Below are 18,941 nucleotides of genomic sequence, written 5' to 3'. Positions count from 1 at the left end.
CAGGTGCGATTTTGTTAGCAAGGGGTGAATGACATGTTTAAATTTAATGATGAAAAAGGGCAGCTAAAGTGTTCGTTTTGCGGCAAAACGCAAGACCAAGTGCGCAAGCTCGTCGCCGGCCCGGGCGTTTACATTTGTGATGAATGCATTGAATTGTGCACGGAGATCGTCGAGGAAGAGCTTGGAAACGAGGAAGAATTTGAATTTAAAGACGTGCCGAAGCCGATGGAGATCAGGGAAATTTTAGATGAATACGTCATCGGCCAAGATGAGGCGAAAAAATCGCTCGCCGTTGCGGTTTACAACCATTATAAACGGATCAATTCCGGCAGCAAAATCGATGATGTCGAGCTGTCGAAAAGCAACATTTTGATGATCGGGCCGACCGGGAGCGGGAAAACGCTGTTGGCGCAAACATTGGCGCGCATTTTAAACGTGCCGTTTGCCATCGCCGATGCGACATCGCTCACGGAGGCAGGCTATGTCGGCGAGGACGTCGAAAACATTTTGCTGAAGCTCATCCAAGCGGCCGATTATGATGTGGAACGGGCAGAAAAAGGCATTATTTATATCGATGAAATCGATAAAATCGCCCGCAAATCGGAAAACCCTTCCATCACCCGCGATGTTTCCGGTGAAGGGGTGCAACAGGCGCTGCTCAAAATTTTGGAGGGAACGATCGCCAGCGTTCCACCGCAGGGCGGCCGCAAACATCCGCATCAGGAGTTCATCCAAATCGACACAACGAACATTTTGTTCATTTGCGGCGGGGCGTTTGATGGCATCGAGCCGATCATTAAGCGCCGCCTCGGCAAAAAAGTGATCGGATTCGGTGCGGAAATGAACCAAGCCGATGTTGATGAGAAAAACTTGCTGTCGAAAGTGCTGCCGGAAGACTTGCTCAAGTTCGGGCTTATTCCGGAGTTCATCGGCCGTCTGCCGGTCATTACGACGCTTGAGCCGCTTGACGAACAGGCGTTGATCGATATTTTGACGAAGCCGAAAAACGCGATCGTGAAACAATACCAAAAAATGCTGGAGCTTGACGGCGTTGAACTCGAGTTTGAAGAAGCGGCGCTCCGGGAAATCGCGAAAAGAGCGATCGAACGGAAAACGGGTGCGCGCGGCCTCCGTTCGATCATCGAAGGAATTATGCTCGATGTCATGTTTGAGCTTCCATCGCGCGAAGATGTGCAAAAATGCATCATTACGCTCGATACCGTGCGCGGCACAAAACCGCCGAAACTCGTCCGCCACGACGGCACGGTCATTGAGCATGAACGGAAAACATCCGCTTAATCAAGAAACCGCCATAAACGGCGGTTTCTTTTTTTGGCCGGCGCCATGCCCCGGGCGCCGGCCGGCGCTTTTTTGTTTATTCCCGACAGTTCGCGGGGATACTATCATACTACATACTAAATCGAAGTCAGGAGGATGTCGGGGCATGGACTGGACAAACATCGTGCTTGTCATTCAGCTGTTTTTCGGCGTCATTATCGGCCTTTACTTTTGGAACTTGTTAAAAGGACAGCGCGTACAAAAGGTATCGATCGATAAAGAGTCGCGCAAAGAGATGGAGCAGCTCCGTAAACTGCGGTCCATTTCCCTTACCGAACCGCTTGCTGAAAAGGTGAGGCCGAAAAGTTTTGACGATATCGTCGGCCAGGAAGACGGCATTAAGGCGCTGAAAGCCGCGCTATGTGGGCCGAATCCGCAGCATGTCATCATTTACGGCCCGCCTGGCGTCGGCAAAACGGCAGCCGCCCGGCTCGTGTTGGAAGAAGCGAAAAAAAACCCGCTTTCTCCGTTCAAAAAAAATGCGGTGTTCGTCGAGCTCGATGCGACGACGGCGCGTTTTGACGAGCGCGGCATTGCCGATCCGCTCATCGGTTCGGTGCACGATCCGATTTACCAAGGGGCCGGGGCGATGGGCCAAGCGGGCATTCCCCAGCCGAAGCAAGGGGCGGTGACGAACGCCCATGGCGGCGTTTTGTTTATTGATGAAATTGGCGAACTTCACCCGATCCAAATGAACAAGCTGCTAAAAGTGCTCGAGGATCGGAAAGTGTTTTTTGAAAGCGCCTATTACAGCAAAGAAAACCCGCAAATCCCAAGCCATATTCACGATATTTTTCAAAACGGGCTGCCAGCCGATTTCCGTCTTGTCGGGGCGACGACGCGCACGCCGAACGAAATTCCCCCGGCTATCCGCTCCCGTTGTTTGGAAGTGTTTTTCCGTGAACTCGATCAAGACGAGATCGCCTTAATCGCCAAAAAGGCGGCGGAAAAAATCCGCCTGAACGTGTCAGAAAGCGGAATTCGCCTGCTTGCCGCCTATGCGCGCAATGGGCGGGAGGCGGTGAACATGATGCAAATCGCCGCCGGTCTTGCCATTACGGAAAACCGTGACAAAATTTTGGATAAAGACATTGAATGGGTCATTCATTCAAGCCAAATGGCTCCGCGCTATGAAAAGAAAATTGCGTCCACCCCGGCGGTCGGCGTCGTCAATGGCCTTGCCGTGTACGGCCCGAACACCGGCGCGCTTCTTGAAATTGAAGTGACAGTCTTGCCGGCGAAAGGAAAAGGGACGATCAACGTCACGGGCATTATTGAGGAAGAGAGCATCGGCAGCGCCGAAAAATCGGTGCGCCGCAAAAGCATGGCGCGCGGTTCAGCAGAAAACGTCATCACCGTGCTGCGGGCGATGGGGGTGCCGGCCGACCGTTACGACATTCATGTCAACTTCCCGGGCGGCGCGCCGGTCGACGGGCCGTCAGCCGGGGTGGCGATCGCCGTTGGCATTTATTCAGCCATTTACCAGCTGCCGGTTGATCATACGATCGCGATGACGGGGGAAATCAGCATCCGCGGTTATGTCAAACCGGTCGGCGGTGTATTTGCCAAAATCAAAGCGGCAAAACAAGCGGGGGCGAAAAAGGTGATAATTCCGCTTGAGAACATGCAGTCGCTGCTGCGGGAAGTGAGCGGCATTCAAATTATTGCTGTCCGCCGTCTTGAAGAAGCGCTGATGCACGTGTTCGGCGAGGAGGCGCTTCGCCGCGGGCCTGCCTTTTTGCCGGCGGCGGCCGACCGTCCAGGGAAAAAGCTTGTATAAAGGCAACGCGCCAACGGAGGGTTGATGGCGAATAGAAAGCGGCTGTTTTTTAGGTGGTCCATGTACGGCTTCGGCGCCGGCGAATCGCCGCCGAAGTCGGTTTTTGTTTGCCTGCAAACGTCAAATTTTACAAACCCCGCTACCGTACTATACAATAAACGAATAGAAGCGAGAGATGGAGGTGTTCGGCGTGAACGGAAAGAAAAAGGAGACGGTCGTTCCGCTTTTGCCGCTGCGGGGGCTGCTCGTGTTTCCGACGATGGTGCTCCATTTGGACGTCGGGCGCGAGAAATCGGTCAAAGCGCTCGAACAGGCGATGGTGGAGGATCATATGATTTTGCTGACGTCGCAAAAAGATGTCGCCGTCGACGATCCAGACATGGACGACTTGTATAAAATGGGGACGATCGCGCGCGTCAAGCAGCTGCTCAAATTGCCGAACGGCACGTTCCGCGTGCTTGTGGAAGGCATCGCGCGGGCGCTTATCACTGAAGTCGTCAGCGAGGAGCCGTATTTTTCGGTCAAGTTTGAGAAGTTTGCCGACCGGTCGGTGAAAGACTTGGAAGATGAGGCGCTCAAGCGGACGATGCTCGAATACTTTGAGCAGTACATAAACTTGTCGAAACGGCTGTCGGCCGATATTTACGCGTCGATCGTCGACATTGACGAGCCGGGGCGCATGGCCGACATCATCGCCTCGCATTTGCCGCTCAAACTCGAGGAAAAGCAGCGCATTTTGGAAACGATCGACGTGAAAGAGCGCCTCAATAAAATCATTCAAATTTTGCACAACGAAAAAGAAGTGCTTCAGCTCGAGAAAAAGATCAGCGCCCGCGTCAAGCAATCGATGGAGCGGACGCAAAAAGAATATTATTTGCGCGAACAAATGAAAGCCATCCAAAAAGAGCTCGGCGAAAAAGAAGGAAAAACGGGCGAAGTGGAAGAGTTGAAAGAAAAAATTGAGGCGGCCGGCATGCCTGAACATGTGAAAGAAACGGCTCTCAAAGAGCTTGACCGGTATGAAAAAATTCCGGCGACCTCAGCGGAAAGCGCGGTCATCCGCAACTACTTGGATTGGCTTCTCGCCTTGCCGTGGTCGAAGGAGACAGAAGACATTCACGATATTAAGCGGGCGGAAGCCATTTTAAATGAGGAACATTACGGACTCGATAAGGTGAAAGAGCGGGTGCTCGAGTTTTTGTCGGTGCAACAGCTGACGAAATCGTTAAAAGGTCCGATTCTTTGCCTTGCCGGACCGCCGGGGGTCGGCAAAACGTCGCTTGCCCGCTCGATCGCCAAAGCGCTCGGCCGTCGCTTTGTCCGCATGTCGCTCGGCGGCGTGCGCGACGAATCGGAAATTCGCGGCCATCGCCGCACATACGTGGGGGCGATGCCGGGCCGCATCATTCAAGGAATGAGAAAGGCGGGCACGATCAACCCGGTTTTTTTGCTCGATGAAATCGATAAAATGTCAAGCGATTTTCGCGGCGATCCGTCGGCCGCTATGCTCGAGGTGCTCGATCCCGAACAAAACCATGCGTTCAGCGACCATTATATTGAAGAGCCGTACGATTTGTCGAAGGTAATGTTTATTGCGACTGCCAACTATTTGGCGGCGATTCCGCAGCCGCTGTTGGATCGGATGGAAGTGATCGAGATTCCGGGCTATACCGAAGTTGAAAAGCTCCATATTGCGAAGCGGCATTTGCTGCCGAAGCAGCTCGATGAGCACGGCTTGAAAAAAGCGGCGCTGCAAGTGCGCGATGATGCGATGCTTGCCATCATCCGCCATTATACGCGCGAAGCTGGAGTGCGGGAGCTGGAGCGACAGTTGGCGGCGATTTGCCGGAAGGCGGCCCGCCTCATTGTCTCCGGTGAGAAAAAACGGGTCGTCATCACAGAAAACAATCTCGAAGAATTTTTAGGAAAACGAAAATACCGCTATGGACAGGCGGAAGCGGAGGACCAGATCGGCGTGGCGACCGGTCTTGCGTACACCGCGTTTGGCGGCGATACGCTCGCCATTGAGGTGTCGCTCGCGAAAGGTAACGGCAAACTTGTGTTGACCGGAAAACTCGGCGATGTGATGAAAGAATCGGCGCAGGCGGCGTTCAGTTATGTTCGATCGCGCGCTGAGGAACTCGGCATCGATCCGAAATTCCATGAAATGTACGATATCCATATCCATGTCCCGGAGGGTGCGGTGCCAAAAGACGGGCCGTCTGCAGGCATTACGATCGCCACCGCACTCATTTCCGCGCTGACGGGCAAGCCGGTGAGCCGCTTTGTTGGCATGACCGGCGAAATTACGCTGCGCGGCCGCGTGCTTCCGATCGGAGGCTTGAAAGAGAAAACGTTAAGCGCCCACCGCGCCGGGCTGAAAACGGTCATTTTGCCAAAAGACAATGAAAAAGATTTAGCGGACATTCCGGAAACGGTGAAGCGCGACTTGCGCTTTGTGCTCGTCTCCCATCTCGATGAGGTGCTGCCGCATGCGCTCGTGGGGTGGAAGCGATGAACGTAACAAAAGCGGAGCTCGTCATCAGCGCTGTCAAGCCGGAGCAATATCCGGACGGCGGGCGGCCGGAAGTGGCGCTCGCCGGCCGCTCAAACGTCGGCAAATCGTCATTTATCAACAAAATGATCAACCGGAAAAACTTGGCACGCACCTCATCGAAGCCGGGCAAAACGCAGACGTTGAACTTTTATTTGATTAACGATTCGTTTTACTTCGTCGACGTGCCCGGCTACGGCTTTGCCCGCGTTTCAAAGCAGGAGCGGCAAAAATGGGGGAAGATGATGGAAACATATTTTACGACGCGCCAGACGCTCCAGGCGACGCTCTTGCTCGTTGACTTGCGCCACCCGCCGACAAAAGACGATGTGATGATGTACGAGTTTTTGAAGCATTATGACATTCCGGTCGTCGTCATCGCCACGAAAGCGGACAAAGTGCCGCGCGGCAAGCAGGCAAAGCATGCGAAAATCGCGCGTGAAACGCTGAACATAGCAGACGGCGACCCGCTCATTTTGTTCTCCGCCGAGACCGGACAAGGAAAAGAGGAAGCATGGGCAGCGATCATGCCGTTTTTAGCTGGATGATGGAAAAAAGGCGTCCCGTTTTTTGGAGCGGGACGCCTTTTTAGAAGGCTGATGACGGAGGGGAGACACGGTCTCCCCAAACGGTTTTTTCGGGTTGAACCGCTTGGCGGCGCTATAGCGTCATTTTCGTGCGATGTTGACAAATTCAGCGAGTCTATTGTTCTTCACCAGCCTTTTCCGCCCGCGGGCTGGCCGTTCTGTTGGCGGAAACCGCTTTTTCGCCTGCTTACTTCCGTTTGGCCCATAGCACATACACTCCAACGGCGATCAGCCCGAGCGGCCAAAATGTCCAGACTGAAGAAAGCCCGGTCTGCAACAGTTGAAAGAGCGGCTGGCCGCGGCCGGAAAACGTCAGTACAACGGCGAGAAAGAAAAAAAAGACGCCAAAGCCGGCCCCGCCTTTTTGCTTGCGGCTGCTGGCCAAAAAGGCAAGCGCCGTAATGAAAAAAAACACGTTCATCCCGTGCGGCCAGGACGGAAACGCCTCAACGAGCAGCAGTTCGACGCCGAAGCCGAGCAAAAGGAAGCCAGGGAAGACATACTGGTATTCGCGCGCGGAATACGCTTGGCCGAGCAGGGCGGCGCCGCAAATGGCAAGCAAAGCCGGCCAGCCTTGAAAAAGGCGCAAAAACGGGATTGACAGCTGCCCGGCGAGGAAATACAGCCCAAGGCCGATGAACAGAATGCCGGAGAAAGCGGCTTTTTGTTTCATAGTCATATGTCCCCCGTTTCCCATATAGACATGTTTATGGTAGAATGGTCACTGTATACAGTTTATCATAGCTTTCGACGGATGTTCACAATTTTTTCAAACTGGAATGACTGACAGCCATGATATAATAGTAGAAGGGATTTGGCTAAAAGGGGGGATGGCATTGTGCAAGTCATCGTTGTCGGCGTGAATTACAAAACCGCCCCTGTAGAAATTCGTGAAAAGCTGGCGTTTGGCGAGGCAGAGCTTGGAGAGGCGATGCGACGGCTCGCCAAGCAAAAAAGTGTGCTCGAAAACGTCATCGTGTCGACATGCAACCGGACGGAAATTTACGCGGTCGTCGATCAACCGCATACCGGCCGTTACTATATTAAAGCGTTTTTGGCTGAATGGTTTGGCCTTGAGGCGGAAGCGATCGCTCCGTATTTGCTTGTCTTTGAAGGGGAGGCGGCCGTTGGCCATTTGTTCCGCGTCGCCGCCGGCTTAGATTCGATGGTGCTCGGGGAAACGCAAATTTTAGGACAAGTGAAAGACAGCTATTTGCTCGCCCAAGAGATTGGGACGACTGGCACGATTTTCAACCATCTGTTTAAACAGGCGGTGACGTTCGCCAAGCGCGCCCATTCAGAAACAGGCATCGGGGCGCATGCGGTATCGGTCAGCTATGCAGCCGTTGAGCTGGCAAAGAAAATTTTCGGTCGTCTGGCGGATAAGCATGTGTTGATCATCGGCGCCGGCAAAATGGGTGCGTTGGCGGCGCAAAACTTGTATGGCAGCGGCGTTGGCAAAGTCACAGTCGTCAACCGGACGCTCGAAAAAGCGAAGCAGCTCGCCAAGCAGTTCGCCGGCGAAGCAAAGCCGCTCAGTGAGCTGTCGTGTGCGCTTCTGGAAGCTGATATCGTCATCAGCTCGACTGGATCAAAAGGCTATATATTGACGAAGGAAATGGTGGCGCCGCTTGAGAAAATGCGCAAAGGCCGTCCGCTTTTTATGGTTGATATTGCGGTGCCGCGCGATTTGGATCCGGCGTTGGCCGAGTTGGAGACGGTCTTTTTGTACGATATTGACGATTTGCAAGATGTGGTGGCCGCCAATTTGGCCGAGCGGCAAAAGGCAGCGGCCCGCATTGAAACGATGATGGAGGCCGAACTCGTTGCGTTCAGCCAATGGCTGCAGACGCTCGGAGTCGTGCCGGTTATTGCGGCGCTGCGTGAAAAAGCGCTCGCCATTCAGGCGGAAACGATGAAAAGTTTGGAGCGGAAATTGCCGCACTTGTCGGAGCGCGACCGGAAAGTGTTGAACAAGCATACGAAAAGCATCATTAACCAGCTGCTCCGCGACCCGATTTTGCAGGCGAAAGAGCTTGCCGCCGGCCCGAATGCCGGGGAAGCACTCGAGCTGTTTATGAAAATTTTTAATATCGAAGATGCGGTGAAAGCGCAGCAGCAAGGGATGAAACGGGAAGAAACCGTGCGGAACGACCGGCAGCAAGCGGAAGCGGCCCGCCCATCGTGGCAGCTGTAAGGTGGGATTGGTTGTGGCGCCGTTGTACGAACTGTCGATTTTGCTTTACATTGCGTCCATCCTGCTATACTTCATTGACTTTTTGCAGCAAAACCGGAAGGCGAACGAAACCGCCTTCTGGTTGCTTTCTGTTGTCTGGCTGCTGCAAACGCTGGTGTTCGCCTTTCGTATCATCGAAACGAAGCGCTTTCCGATTTTGACGATGTCGGAAGGGCTTTATTTTTACGCTTGGCTGCTCATCACGCTGTCGCTCGTGATCAATCGGCTGCTGCGCGTTGATTTTATCGTTTTTTTCACGAATGTTCTTGCCTTTTTTATTTTGGCCATTCACACGTTCGTGCCGTCGTCGCAGTCGCCGGCCATCGCCGAACGGCTCGTCTCGGAGCTCTTGATCATCCATATTACGCTCGCGCTCGGAGCATACGCCGCGTTTTCGTTGTCCTTTATTTTTTCGGTGCTGTACATGTTGCAATACAGTTTGCTGAAAAGAAAAAAATGGGGGGCGCGCCTATGGCGGATGGCCGATTTGGCGAAGCTCGATTTTTTGTCGTATGTTTTAAATTTGCTCGGTTTGCCTATGTTGTTACTAGGGCTGATTCTCGGCGTCATCTGGGCGTACATCCAAATTGACCACTTCCATTGGTATGACGCGAAAGTGCTCGGATCGTTTGTCGTTCTTCTTGTTTATGGCATCTACTTTTACAAACGGGTCGTCCGGCAGATGCAAGGAAAGGCGATCGCGTTATGGAACATCGGCTCGTTTTTATTTTTGCTTGTCAACTTTTTCTTGTTTGGCAGTTTGTCAAAATTTCATTTTTGGTATGCGTAACTGGGGAGGAACGAAATGCGGAACATTGTCGTTGGCTCGCGGCGCAGCAAGCTCGCCTTGACCCAGACAAACTGGGTCATCGCCGAATTGAAGCGTCTCGGGGCGCCGTTTACGTTTGAGGTGAAAGAAATCGTCACAAAAGGGGACCGCGTCCTTGATATCACGCTTTCCAAAGTGGGCGGAAAAGGGCTGTTTGTGAAAGAGATCGAGCATGAACTGCTCACCGGCGGCATCGATATGGCGGTTCACAGCATGAAAGACATGCCGGCGGTGCTGCCGGACGGATTGGTGATCGGCTCGGTGCCGCGCCGCGAAGATGCGCGCGACGTGCTCGTGAGCAAGGGAAAGCGGACGCTGTCTGACTTGCCCCCGGGAGCGGTCGTCGGCACGAGCAGTCTGCGCCGTTCGGCGCAGCTGCTTGCCTATCGTCCGGATTTGACGGTCAAGTGGATTCGCGGCAATATTGATACGAGGCTGGCGAAGCTGGAGAACGAAGATTACGACGCGATCGTGCTGGCGGCCGCCGGCCTGGCGCGCATGGGCTGGAGCGATGAGGTGATCAGCGACTACTTGTCGCCGGACATTTGCGTCCCGGCGGTCGGCCAAGGGGCGCTCGCTGTGGAATGCCGTGAAGACGATGAGGAGCTGCGCGAATGGTTACACCGCCTGAACGATGAGCGAACCGAACGGGCGGTGCGGGCGGAGCGCGCCTTTTTGCAGCAAATGGAAGGCGGCTGCCAAGTGCCGATTGCCGGCTATGCGGAAGTGCAAGGGGAAACGGTGCGTCTCACCGCGCTTGTTGCCTCGCCGGATGGCAACGAAATGTACAAAGAAATCGTGGCCGGCGTTGATCCGGAGGCGGTCGGCCGGCAGGCGGCCGCCATGTTGAGCGAGCAAGGGGCGAAGGCGCTCATCGAGCGAGTGAAAAAGGGGTTGGACCATAATGCCTGAGAGCCCGCTTGCCGGCAAAACCGTGCTCGTGACCCGCGGGCAGGAGCAGGCAGCGCCGTTTTCCGCCAAGCTGCGCGCTGCCGGCGCTGTGCCGGTGGAGATTCCGTTCATTGCCATCAGGCCGGCCGCCGCGCCGGAAGACATCGCCGCTGCAGCCGAACGGCTCGATTGTTACCGTTGGCTTATTTTTACAAGTGCCAATGCGGTTCGCTTCTTTTGCCCGCATATCGCTTCGCCGGCGCCCGTGCCGGACATCGCTGTTGTCGGTCGGAAGACGGCGGCGGCGCTTGCTGAGTTCGGCTTTTCGCCTGCGCTCATGCCGGACGATTTCACTGCCGAACAGCTGGCAGCCGCCCTTGCGCCCCGCCTCCGCCATGGAGACCGGGTGTTGTTTGTCAAAGGGGATTTGGCCCGCCCGACGTTGCCTGAAGCGCTAAGGGAAGCGGGGGCGTTGGTCGATGAGCTGACGGTGTACCGCACGGTGCCTGATGCAAGCGGACGTGAGCGGCTGTTGGCGCTGCTATGCGAGCGGAAAATCGATGTGATCACGTTGATGAGCCCTTCGGCCGTCCATAGTCTTGTCCGTCTTCTCGGCAGCAACGCGCCGACTCTTCTTGAAGGCGTCACCATTGCCTGCATCGGGCCGGTGACGAAAAGAGCAGCTGTGCAGGAAGGGATCACCGTACATATTTGTCCAACCGATTATACAACTGATGGTATGATAAAAGCGATGGAACAATATTTTTCAGTGGAGGGACGATAAAATGCCGTTGACATTTGACCGTCACCGCCGCCTGCGGCAAACGGCCGCCTTGCGGGCGATGGTGCGCGAGACGCATCTTCGCGTCGATGATCTCATTTATCCGCTGTTTGTCGTGGAAGGAAGCGGTATTCGCCGCGAAGTGCCGTCGATGCCAGGGGTGCACCATTTGTCGCTCGACCGCCTGGCGGAAGAAATGGATGAAATCGCCGGGCTTGGCATTCCGGCCATCATGTTGTTTGGCGTGCCGGATGACAAAGATGAAGCCGGCTCACAGGCGTATTGCGAAACCGGGATCGTCCAACGAGCGATCCGCGAAATCAAAGCGAAGCATCCGGAGATCGTCGTCATCGCCGACACATGTTTATGCGAATACACAAGCCACGGCCATTGCGGCGTCGTCGAGAACGAACAAGTGCTGAACGACCTGTCGCTTGAGCTGCTCGTCAAAACAGCGGTCAGCCAGGCGCAAGCGGGCGCTGACATCATTGCGCCGTCGAACATGATGGACGGCTTTGTCGCTGCCATCCGTCAAGGATTGGATGAAGCCGGATTCGAGTATGTACCGATCATGTCGTACGCCATTAAATACGCTTCGGCGTTTTACGGCCCGTTCCGCGATGCGGCCAACAGCGCGCCGCAGTTTGGCGACCGGAAAACGTATCAAATGGATCCGGCCAACCGCCTTGAGGCGTTTCGCGAAGCGGAGTCGGATGTGAAAGAAGGCGCCGATTTCTTGATGGTCAAGCCGGCGCTTGCCTACATGGACATCATCCGCGACATCAAAAACCGCTTTCCGCTGCCGCTTGCCGCTTATAACGTCAGCGGCGAGTATGCGATGGTCAAGGCGGCGGCGCAAAACGGCTGGATTGATGAAAAAGCGGTCGTCATGGAAATGCTGACCGGCATGAAGCGGGCCGGCGCCGATTTGATCATCACGTATTTTGCGAAAGACGTCGCCCGTTGGCTGGCAGAATAAAGAGAGGAGGCGGAACGGTGCGAAGCTATGAACGGTCAAAAGGCGCCTACAGCGAGGCGCTCAAGCTGATGCCGGGCGGGGTGAACAGCCCGGTGCGCGCCTTCAAGTCGGTCGGCATGACGCCGATCTTTATGGCGCGCGGCCAAGGTTCGAAAATTTATGATATTGACGGCAACGAATATATCGACTATGTGTTGTCGTGGGGGCCGCTCATTTTAGGGCATGCCCATCCGCACGTTGTGGAAGCGTTAAAGCGCGTGGCGGAACAAGGGACGAGCTTTGGCGCCCCGACGCTGCTCGAAAATGAGTTGGCCAAACTCGTCATCGAGCGGGTGCCGTCGGTTGAAATCGTGCGCATGGTCAACTCCGGAACGGAGGCGACGATGAGCGCGCTTCGTCTCGCGCGCGGCTACACGAAGCGCAACAAAATTATCAAATTCGAAGGCAGCTACCATGGCCATGGCGATTCGCTGCTCATTAAAGCCGGCTCCGGCGTGGCGACGCTCGGCCTGCCGGACAGCCCGGGCGTGCCGGAGTCGGTCGCCCAGCACACGATCACCGTTCCGTATAACGATTTAGACAGCGTTCGCTACGCGTTTGAGCGGTTTGGCGAAGACATCGCCGCGGTGATCGTCGAACCGGTCGCCGGCAACATGGGTGTCGTGCCGCCGGTGCCTGGTTTTTTGGAAGGGCTGCGGGACGTGACGAAACAGTATGGCGCCCTGCTCATTTTTGACGAGGTCATGACCGGCTTCCGCGTGGACTACCATTGCGCCCAAGGGTATTATGGCGTTGAGCCGGATTTGACGTGTCTCGGCAAAGTGATCGGCGGCGGCCTGCCGGTTGGAGCTTATGGGGGAAAAGCAGAAATTATGGAGCTCGTCGCACCGAGCGGGCCGGTGTACCAAGCAGGCACGCTGTCCGGCAACCCGCTTGCCATGATCGCCGGTTACGAGACGCTTCGCCAGTTGACGCCGGAAACGTATGAAGAGTTCAAGCGCAAAGCGGCGCGCCTTGAAGAAGGGTTGCGCCAGGCCGCCGAAAAATATGACATTCCGCATACGATCAACCGTGCCGGGTCGATGATCGGCTTGTTCTTCACGAACGAACCGGTGGTCAATTACGAAACGGCGAAAACGTCCGACTTGGAGCTGTTTGCCGCTTATTACCGGGAAATGGCGAATGAAGGCATTTTCTTGCCCCCGTCGCAATTTGAAGGGCTGTTTTTGTCGACGGCGCACAGCGATGAGGATATCGAGTACACGATTGCCGCAGCGGAGCGGGTGTTTGCCCGTCTGCGCAAGGAGTGAACCAAATCAGGCTGCTGATCGACGGCAGCCTGATTTTTTTATCATACCGTCTCTTTTTCACTCATACAATGGATAATGTCATAGAATCCATTAGGCGAAGGGACGGAAGGAGGAGGCCCGGTTGGAGCAATCGTATTTGCGGTTTTCATTGGAAGAATCGGTCTGGTTTAAAAACGGACAGGAAGTCGCCGAATTTTTGTCGATTTCTCTTGATCCTGTGATCTCTGTCGACGAGTACGATCAATATATTACGATTCGCGGGGCGCTGGAATTAAACGGAGAGTTTCGTCCGGGGGACGGGGGAGAGGCCACGGAAGCAGACAGTGATGCGTTCGAATTTGCCAGCTACCGCTACATCCAGCATATTTCCGTGCGCGAGGATGGCATTAGCGAGCTGTCGCACCGGTTTCCGATCGATATTACCATTCCGCGAAACCGCATTCGCGACCTTGACGATGTATATGTCACAGTGGAATCGTTTGACTATGATCTTGGCGACAACGGCAGGCTGCTTGTGACCGCCGACATTTCGATCAGCGGCATTAGCGAAGCGCCGCTTGTCGATGACTTGCCTGCTGATGACGAAGAGGAAGAGCTGCTTTTGGCCCCGTTTGAGTCGATCGCCCGCAAGGAGGCAGCCGGCGACGAAGCGTTCATACCCGAGGATCGTCCCGCCGCTGCAGGCGAGGAACTGCCGGCTTCCGCCTTTGAACCGACGGCTGTGCGTCATGAAGAAACGCCGCCTGATGAAGAGGCGGGTGTAAAAGAGCCGTTTTTGCCAATCGAGACGGAAACGAAAGCGGTGAGTGCGGAAGCGGAAGAAGACATGGCGACTTTGCTGCCGCCGACCGAGGCGAAAGTGTCGATCGGCGCCGCGAAAAAAACCGCCGAGGAAGACAAGGAAGAGCAAGCAACGGAAACGAAAAGCGAAAACGCCCTGTATTTAACAAAGCTGTTTGCGAAAAGCGAGGCGGAAGAGTTTACACAAGTCAAAATTTGCATCGTCCAGCAAGGGGACTCGTTGGACAAGATTGCCGAACGATATGATGTCACCGTTTCCCAACTTTTGCGCGCCAACGATTTGGAAAGCCCGGATGATGTGCACGAAGGGCAGCTGTTATATATTCCGGCCATGGCGGGAAGCCGTCCTTTCGCCTGAAAGGAACGCTTTCCGTTTCTTTTGCCGGTGAGGGGGCGTAACGATGGCCATACGGTCTGAAACGTACCGCGCTGTGCTCAGGCAATATGGGCTTCGGCCGCGGCATATCGAGCAGTGGGGCAAAGCGGCTAAAGTATACACCGACAGCGGGCTGTTTGCTTTAAAGCCGCTTGAGAGCGAACAAGAGGCAGCCGCCATTTGGCAGTCGCTCCATTATTATGGCCGCCACTGCCCCCCGCTTTATGGGACGAGGCAGCGGTCGTTGTTTGCAGCGGAGGGAGGGCGCCTTTATTACTTGCAAGCATGGCGTGAAGATGAAGCGGGGTCGAGAGAGACCGCTGTTCGCCCTTTTTTTCGCGAACTCGCCCGCCTTCACCGCATGACGGTCCGCACCGTGCAAGCGAGCGAAGAGGAGATCGACGCCTACCAAAAACAAAAAAAAGACGAATGGCAACGGGCGCGGGCCGTTTGGGAGGAGCGGGTCGAACGGTACGAGACAGCGTGGTACATGTCGCCGTTTCAGCTGCAATGCTGTACGTATTTCCATGAAGTGATGCGCGCGTATTGGTTTGCCGAGGAGCAGCTTGCTGCTTGGGAGGAAGCGGTGAAGGAAACGAAGCAATGGCGAATCGTCTGGGTGCACGGAAAGGCGCGCCTTTCTCATTACGTGGCGCCGTATTGGATCAGCTGGGAGCGGGCGCATTGGAATTCTCCGGTATACGATTTAGTTTCTATTTTTCGCAACCATGTGCGCACAATTTCACCGCTTGAACGGGAATGGTTCGATGGGCTTGCTGAGTATGAAACGGAACTGCCGTTGTCCGCCGCAGAACGGGCGTTTCTCTACAGCCATTTGGCCGAACCGTGTGGGTTTGTCCGCTGCCTCGAACGCTATGAGGCCGTTTCACATAAGGAACGGAACGAGCGTGAGCACGTTGCTGCCCTGCTGCGCTGCTATATGGCTTTTAAAAACATGGAGGCCGTTGTCATGCATCTTGTCCAACGCGATGCTGCGCAGCCGCAGGATGAAACGGCCGGCTCTGAAACGCCAGCGGAAGAGGACGGCAGCGGTTAAATCCATTCCAAGTGGAGCGCCACAGCGAGCAAAACAAAAACAGCCAGCAAAATGACGTCAAATGTCGTCGGCAAAAAAATGGTGCGAATGGCTTGAAAAATGGTGAGCGGGATGATCACTTGGGCGCAGACGGCGCGCACTTGCCTCAGCCAAGGCGGCCATGAATACGGGTTGAATCGCCGCATCGGTGTTCCCTCCTTCCCGGGTTTACTATACAATATGAAACAACAAAATGTTTGTCACCAACCGCCGGCCAATGGAATAAATAAATAAAAACTTGGCAAAGATGATGGACAATGGTAGTATAATAATCGAATCATGACGACAAAAGCGAAGACGGGGAGGAGTACAGCGGTCCGCGCCTGCAGAGAGGGAAATCGGAAGCTGCGAGATTTCCTAGGATGACGGTTGCTGGAAGGTCGCCCTTGAGCTGCTTCTTTGAAAGGCGCTGCTGCCGAGTAGAGGAAGCCGGCATCATGCCGTTATGCCAATGAAGCGCTTAAGCTTCTAGAAGGCCGGTCAACCAAACTGATTGTGGGCTCGCCAGCCGATGTTTCACCGGTGGGTTGGCCGTGTTGCGGTTCTCTTCATCACCAGCCTTCTAGGCTTAAGAAAAAAGGTGGTACCGCGAAAGCAGCTCCTTTCGTCCTTTTTGGATGAAAGGGGCTTTTTTGCTTGCCGGCTGTGCGGCATTGCTTAGTGGGAAGCCGCCGTCGGCCGCATTGTCCATCATGTTGAAGGAGGGAAATGAAACATGGCACAGCACGAAGTGTCGATGCCGCCGAAATACGACCATCGCGCCGTTGAAGCGGGGCGCTACGAATGGTGGCTGAAAGGAAAATTTTTTGAAGCGACCGGTGATCCGAACAAACGACCGTTTACGATCGTCATTCCACCGCCCAACGTCACCGGCAAACTGCATCTGGGGCACGCGTGGGATACGACGCTGCAAGACATCATTACGCGCATGAAGCGGATGCAAGGGTATGACGTTTTGTGGCTTCCGGGAATGGATCACGCCGGCATCGCCACCCAGGCGAAAGTCGAGGAAAAATTGCGCCAGCAAGGGCTGTCGCGCTACGATTTAGGCCGGGAAAAATTTTTAGAAGAAACGTGGAAGTGGAAGGAAGAATACGCCGGCCATATTCGCAGTCAATGGGCGAAGTTAGGGCTTGGGCTTGATTACACGCGCGAGCGGTTTACGCTTGACGAAGGGCTTTCCAAAGCGGTGCGCGAAGTGTTCGTCTCGCTCTACCGGAAAGGGCTCATTTACCGCGGCGAATACATCATCAACTGGGATCCGGTGACGAAAACCGCGTTGTCGGACATTGAGGTTGTTTATAAAGAAGTGAAAGGCGCGCTCTACCATATGCGCTATCCGCTCGCCGACGGCTCCGGCTTCATCGAAGTGGCGACGACCCGTCCGGAGACGATGCTCGGCGATACGGCCGTTGCCGTGCATCCGGATGACGAGCGGTACAAGCACTTGATCGGCAAAACGGTCAAGCTGCCGATCGTCGGCCGTGAAATTCCGATCATTGCCGATGAGTACGTCGACATGGAGTTCGGCTCCGGGGCGGTCAAAATTACGCCGGCGCACGACCCGAACGACTTTGAAATCGGCAACCGCCACAATTTGCCGCGCATTCTTGTCATGAACGAAGACGGCACGATGAATGAAAACGCCATGCAATACCAGGGGCTTGACCGGTTTGAATGCCGGAAGCAAATCGTCCGCGATTTGCAAGAGCAAGGCGTTTTGTTCAAAATCGAAGAGCACGTGCACTCCGTCGGTCATAGCGAGCGGAGCGGCGCGGTCGTTGAGCCGTATTTGTCGACGCAATGGTTCGTGAAAATGAAGCCGCTCGCCGAAGCCGCCATCAAGCTGCAGCAAACGGACGGCAAAGTGCAGTTCGTGCCGGAGCGGTTTGAGAAAACGTATTTGCATTGGCTTGAGAACATCCGCGACTGGTGCATTTCACGCCAGCTTTGGTGGGGGCACCGGATTCCGGCGTGGTACCATAAAGAAACAGGCGAAATTTACGTCGACCATGAACCGCCAGCGGACATTGAAAATTGGGAACAAGACCCGGATGTGCTTGATACATGGTTCAGTTCGGCGCTTTGGCCGTTCTCGACAATGGGATGGCCGGATGTGGAATCGCCGGATTACAAGCGCTACTACCCGACCGATGTGCTTGTCACCGGCTATGACATCATTTTCTTCTGGGTGTCGCGCATGATTTTCCAAGGGCTTGAATTCACCGGAAAGCGTCCGTTCAAAGACGTGCTCATCCACGGCCTCGTCCGCGACGCCCAAGGGCGGAAAATGAGCAAATCGCTCGGCAACGGCGTCGATCCGATGGATGTGATCGATCAGTACGGCGCCGATGCGCTCCGCTATTTCTTGGCGACCGGCAGCTCGCCGGGGCAAGACTTGCGCTTCAGCACCGAAAAAGTCGAAGCGACGTGGAATTTTGCCAACAAAATTTGGAACGCCTCGCGCTTTGCCTTGATGAACATGGGCGGCATGACGTACGAGGAGCTTGATTTGAGCGGCGAAAAAACGGTCGCCGACCATTGGATTTTAACACGTCTCAACGAAACGATCGATACGGTGACGAAGCTCGCTGAGAAATACGAATTCGGCGAAGCGGGGCGTACGCTGTACAACTTTATTTGGGACGACTTGTGCGACTGGTATATCGAAATGGCAAAGCTGCCGCTGTACGGTGATGACGAGGCGGCGAAAAAGACGACGCGTTCGGTGTTGGCGTATGTGCTCGACAACACGATGCGCCTGCTTCACCCGTTCATGCCGTTCATTACCGAGGAAATTTGGCAAAACTTGCCGCATGAAGGCGAATCGATCACCGTCGCTCCGTGGCCGCAAGTGCGCCCTGAGCTGTCGAACGAAGAAGCCGCGGAAGAAATGCGGATGCTCGTCGACATCATCCGCGCCGTCCGCAACGTCCGCGCCGAAGTGAACACGCCGCCGAGCAAGCCGATTGCGCTCTATATTAAGACAAAAGATGAACAAGTGCGGGCGGCGCTCATGAAAAACCGCGCCTATTTGGAGCGGTTCTGCAACCCGAGCGAGCTCTTGATTGATACAAACGTTCCCGCGCCGGACAAAGCGATGACGGCGGTCGTCACCGGCGCCGAGCTCATTTTGCCGCTTGAAGGGTTGATCAACATCGAAGAAGAAATCAAACGGCTCGAAAAAGAGCTCGACAAATGGAACAAAGAAGTCGAACGCGTCGAAAAGAAACTGGCGAACGAAGGCTTTTTGGCGAAAGCGCCGGCCCATGTCGTCGAAGAAGAGCGGCGCAAGCGGCAAGATTACATCGAAAAACGCGAAGCCGTCAAGGCGCGCCTCGCCGAGCTCAAACGGTAGACAAACGATCTGGCGGTTGATTATG

At 55.0% G+C, this 18,941-nt stretch carries 15 protein-coding genes and 1 other annotated feature; of the genes, 13 read left to right on the top strand and 2 right to left on the bottom strand.

Annotation, left to right across the window (positions count from 1 at the left end):
* The first annotated feature begins 33 nt into the window (after positions 1-33).
* The 4 genes from clpX (at position 34) to yihA (ending at position 6,220) form a co-directional block, all read left to right on the top strand.
* Entirely contained in the window at positions 34-1,299 is a 1,266-nt protein-coding gene (gene clpX, locus CV944_RS01280) for an ATP-dependent protease ATP-binding subunit ClpX (RefSeq protein WP_047758126.1), read from the top strand.
* 145 nt (positions 1,300-1,444) lie between these two features.
* Complete coding sequence (gene lonB, locus CV944_RS01275) at positions 1,445-3,118, top strand: ATP-dependent protease LonB (RefSeq protein ID WP_100663758.1); 1,674 nt, start codon at positions 1,445-1,447, stop codon at positions 3,116-3,118.
* Between the two features lie 175 nt (positions 3,119-3,293).
* Positions 3,294-5,636, top strand: coding sequence for an endopeptidase La (lon, locus tag CV944_RS01270; protein ID WP_100658959.1), 2,343 nt, complete (start codon positions 3,294-3,296; stop codon positions 5,634-5,636).
* Positions 5,633-6,220 carry a ribosome biogenesis GTP-binding protein YihA/YsxC gene (gene yihA / locus CV944_RS01265; RefSeq protein WP_100658958.1) on the top strand — a complete coding sequence of 196 codons (588 nt, stop codon included), beginning with the start codon at positions 5,633-5,635 and terminating at the stop codon, positions 6,218-6,220. Before lon ends, yihA begins: the two co-directional genes overlap by 4 nt.
* 226 nt (positions 6,221-6,446) lie before the next feature.
* On the opposite strand, the gene CV944_RS01260 is transcribed toward yihA, so the two are convergent.
* Positions 6,447-6,932, bottom strand: coding sequence for a LiaI-LiaF-like domain-containing protein (locus CV944_RS01260; protein ID WP_033010625.1), 486 nt, complete (start codon positions 6,930-6,932; stop codon positions 6,447-6,449).
* Positions 6,933-7,097: 165 nt separating this feature from the next.
* On the opposite strand from CV944_RS01260, the gene hemA reads away from it, so the two are divergent.
* From hemA to ysxE, 8 genes are all read left to right on the top strand, one after another.
* A complete protein-coding gene (gene hemA / locus CV944_RS01255; RefSeq protein WP_033010624.1) occupies positions 7,098-8,456 on the top strand; it encodes a glutamyl-tRNA reductase in 1,359 nt (452 codons plus the stop codon).
* 13 nt (positions 8,457-8,469) lie between these two features.
* Entirely contained in the window at positions 8,470-9,285 is an 816-nt protein-coding gene (gene ccsA / locus CV944_RS01250) for a cytochrome c biogenesis protein (RefSeq protein ID WP_100658957.1), read from the top strand.
* Between the two features lie 15 nt (positions 9,286-9,300).
* On the top strand, positions 9,301-10,236 hold the full coding sequence (gene hemC, locus CV944_RS01245; protein WP_063330743.1) for a hydroxymethylbilane synthase: 936 nt from the start codon (positions 9,301-9,303) through the stop codon (positions 10,234-10,236).
* Entirely contained in the window at positions 10,229-10,999 is a 771-nt protein-coding gene (locus CV944_RS01240; RefSeq protein ID WP_033010616.1) for a uroporphyrinogen-III synthase, read from the top strand. The genes hemC and CV944_RS01240 overlap by 8 nt, the downstream gene beginning before the upstream one ends.
* Before the next feature lies 1 nt (position 11,000).
* Entirely contained in the window at positions 11,001-11,975 is a 975-nt protein-coding gene (hemB, locus tag CV944_RS01235; RefSeq protein ID WP_100663757.1) for a porphobilinogen synthase, read from the top strand.
* A 17-nt stretch (positions 11,976-11,992) separates the two neighbouring features.
* A complete protein-coding gene (hemL, locus tag CV944_RS01230; protein ID WP_033010614.1) occupies positions 11,993-13,285 on the top strand; it encodes a glutamate-1-semialdehyde 2,1-aminomutase in 1,293 nt (430 codons plus the stop codon).
* Between the two features lie 121 nt (positions 13,286-13,406).
* Positions 13,407-14,444, top strand: coding sequence for a stage VI sporulation protein D (spoVID, locus tag CV944_RS01225; RefSeq protein ID WP_100658955.1), 1,038 nt, complete (start codon positions 13,407-13,409; stop codon positions 14,442-14,444).
* Between the two features lie 43 nt (positions 14,445-14,487).
* The gene (ysxE, locus tag CV944_RS01220; RefSeq protein ID WP_033010610.1) at positions 14,488-15,519 is read left to right on the top strand and encodes a spore coat protein YsxE; all 1,032 of its coding nucleotides are present in this window, start codon (positions 14,488-14,490) and stop codon (positions 15,517-15,519) included.
* On the opposite strand, the gene CV944_RS01215 is transcribed toward ysxE, so the two are convergent.
* Entirely contained in the window at positions 15,516-15,704 is a 189-nt protein-coding gene (locus tag CV944_RS01215; protein ID WP_020960766.1) for a hypothetical protein, read from the bottom strand. The two genes, ysxE and CV944_RS01215, sit on opposite strands and share 4 nt — an antisense overlap.
* 139 nt (positions 15,705-15,843) lie before the next feature.
* Positions 15,844-16,173, top strand: a binding site (T-box leader).
* 100 nt (positions 16,174-16,273) lie between these two features.
* Here CV944_RS01215 and CV944_RS01210 point away from each other — a divergent pair.
* Positions 16,274-18,916: a valine--tRNA ligase gene (locus CV944_RS01210; RefSeq protein WP_100658954.1), complete on the top strand. Its 2,643-nt coding sequence runs from the start codon at positions 16,274-16,276 to the stop codon at positions 18,914-18,916.
* Positions 18,917-18,941 lie beyond the last annotated feature (25 nt).

The sequence above is a fragment of the Geobacillus sp. WSUCF-018B genome (assembly GCF_002809985.1).
Taxonomy (GTDB): Bacteria; Bacillota; Bacilli; order Bacillales; family Anoxybacillaceae; genus Geobacillus; species Geobacillus thermophilus.
The sequence above is the reverse complement of the archived record's forward strand: the minus strand, read 5'-3'. Positions and strand labels throughout refer to the sequence as shown.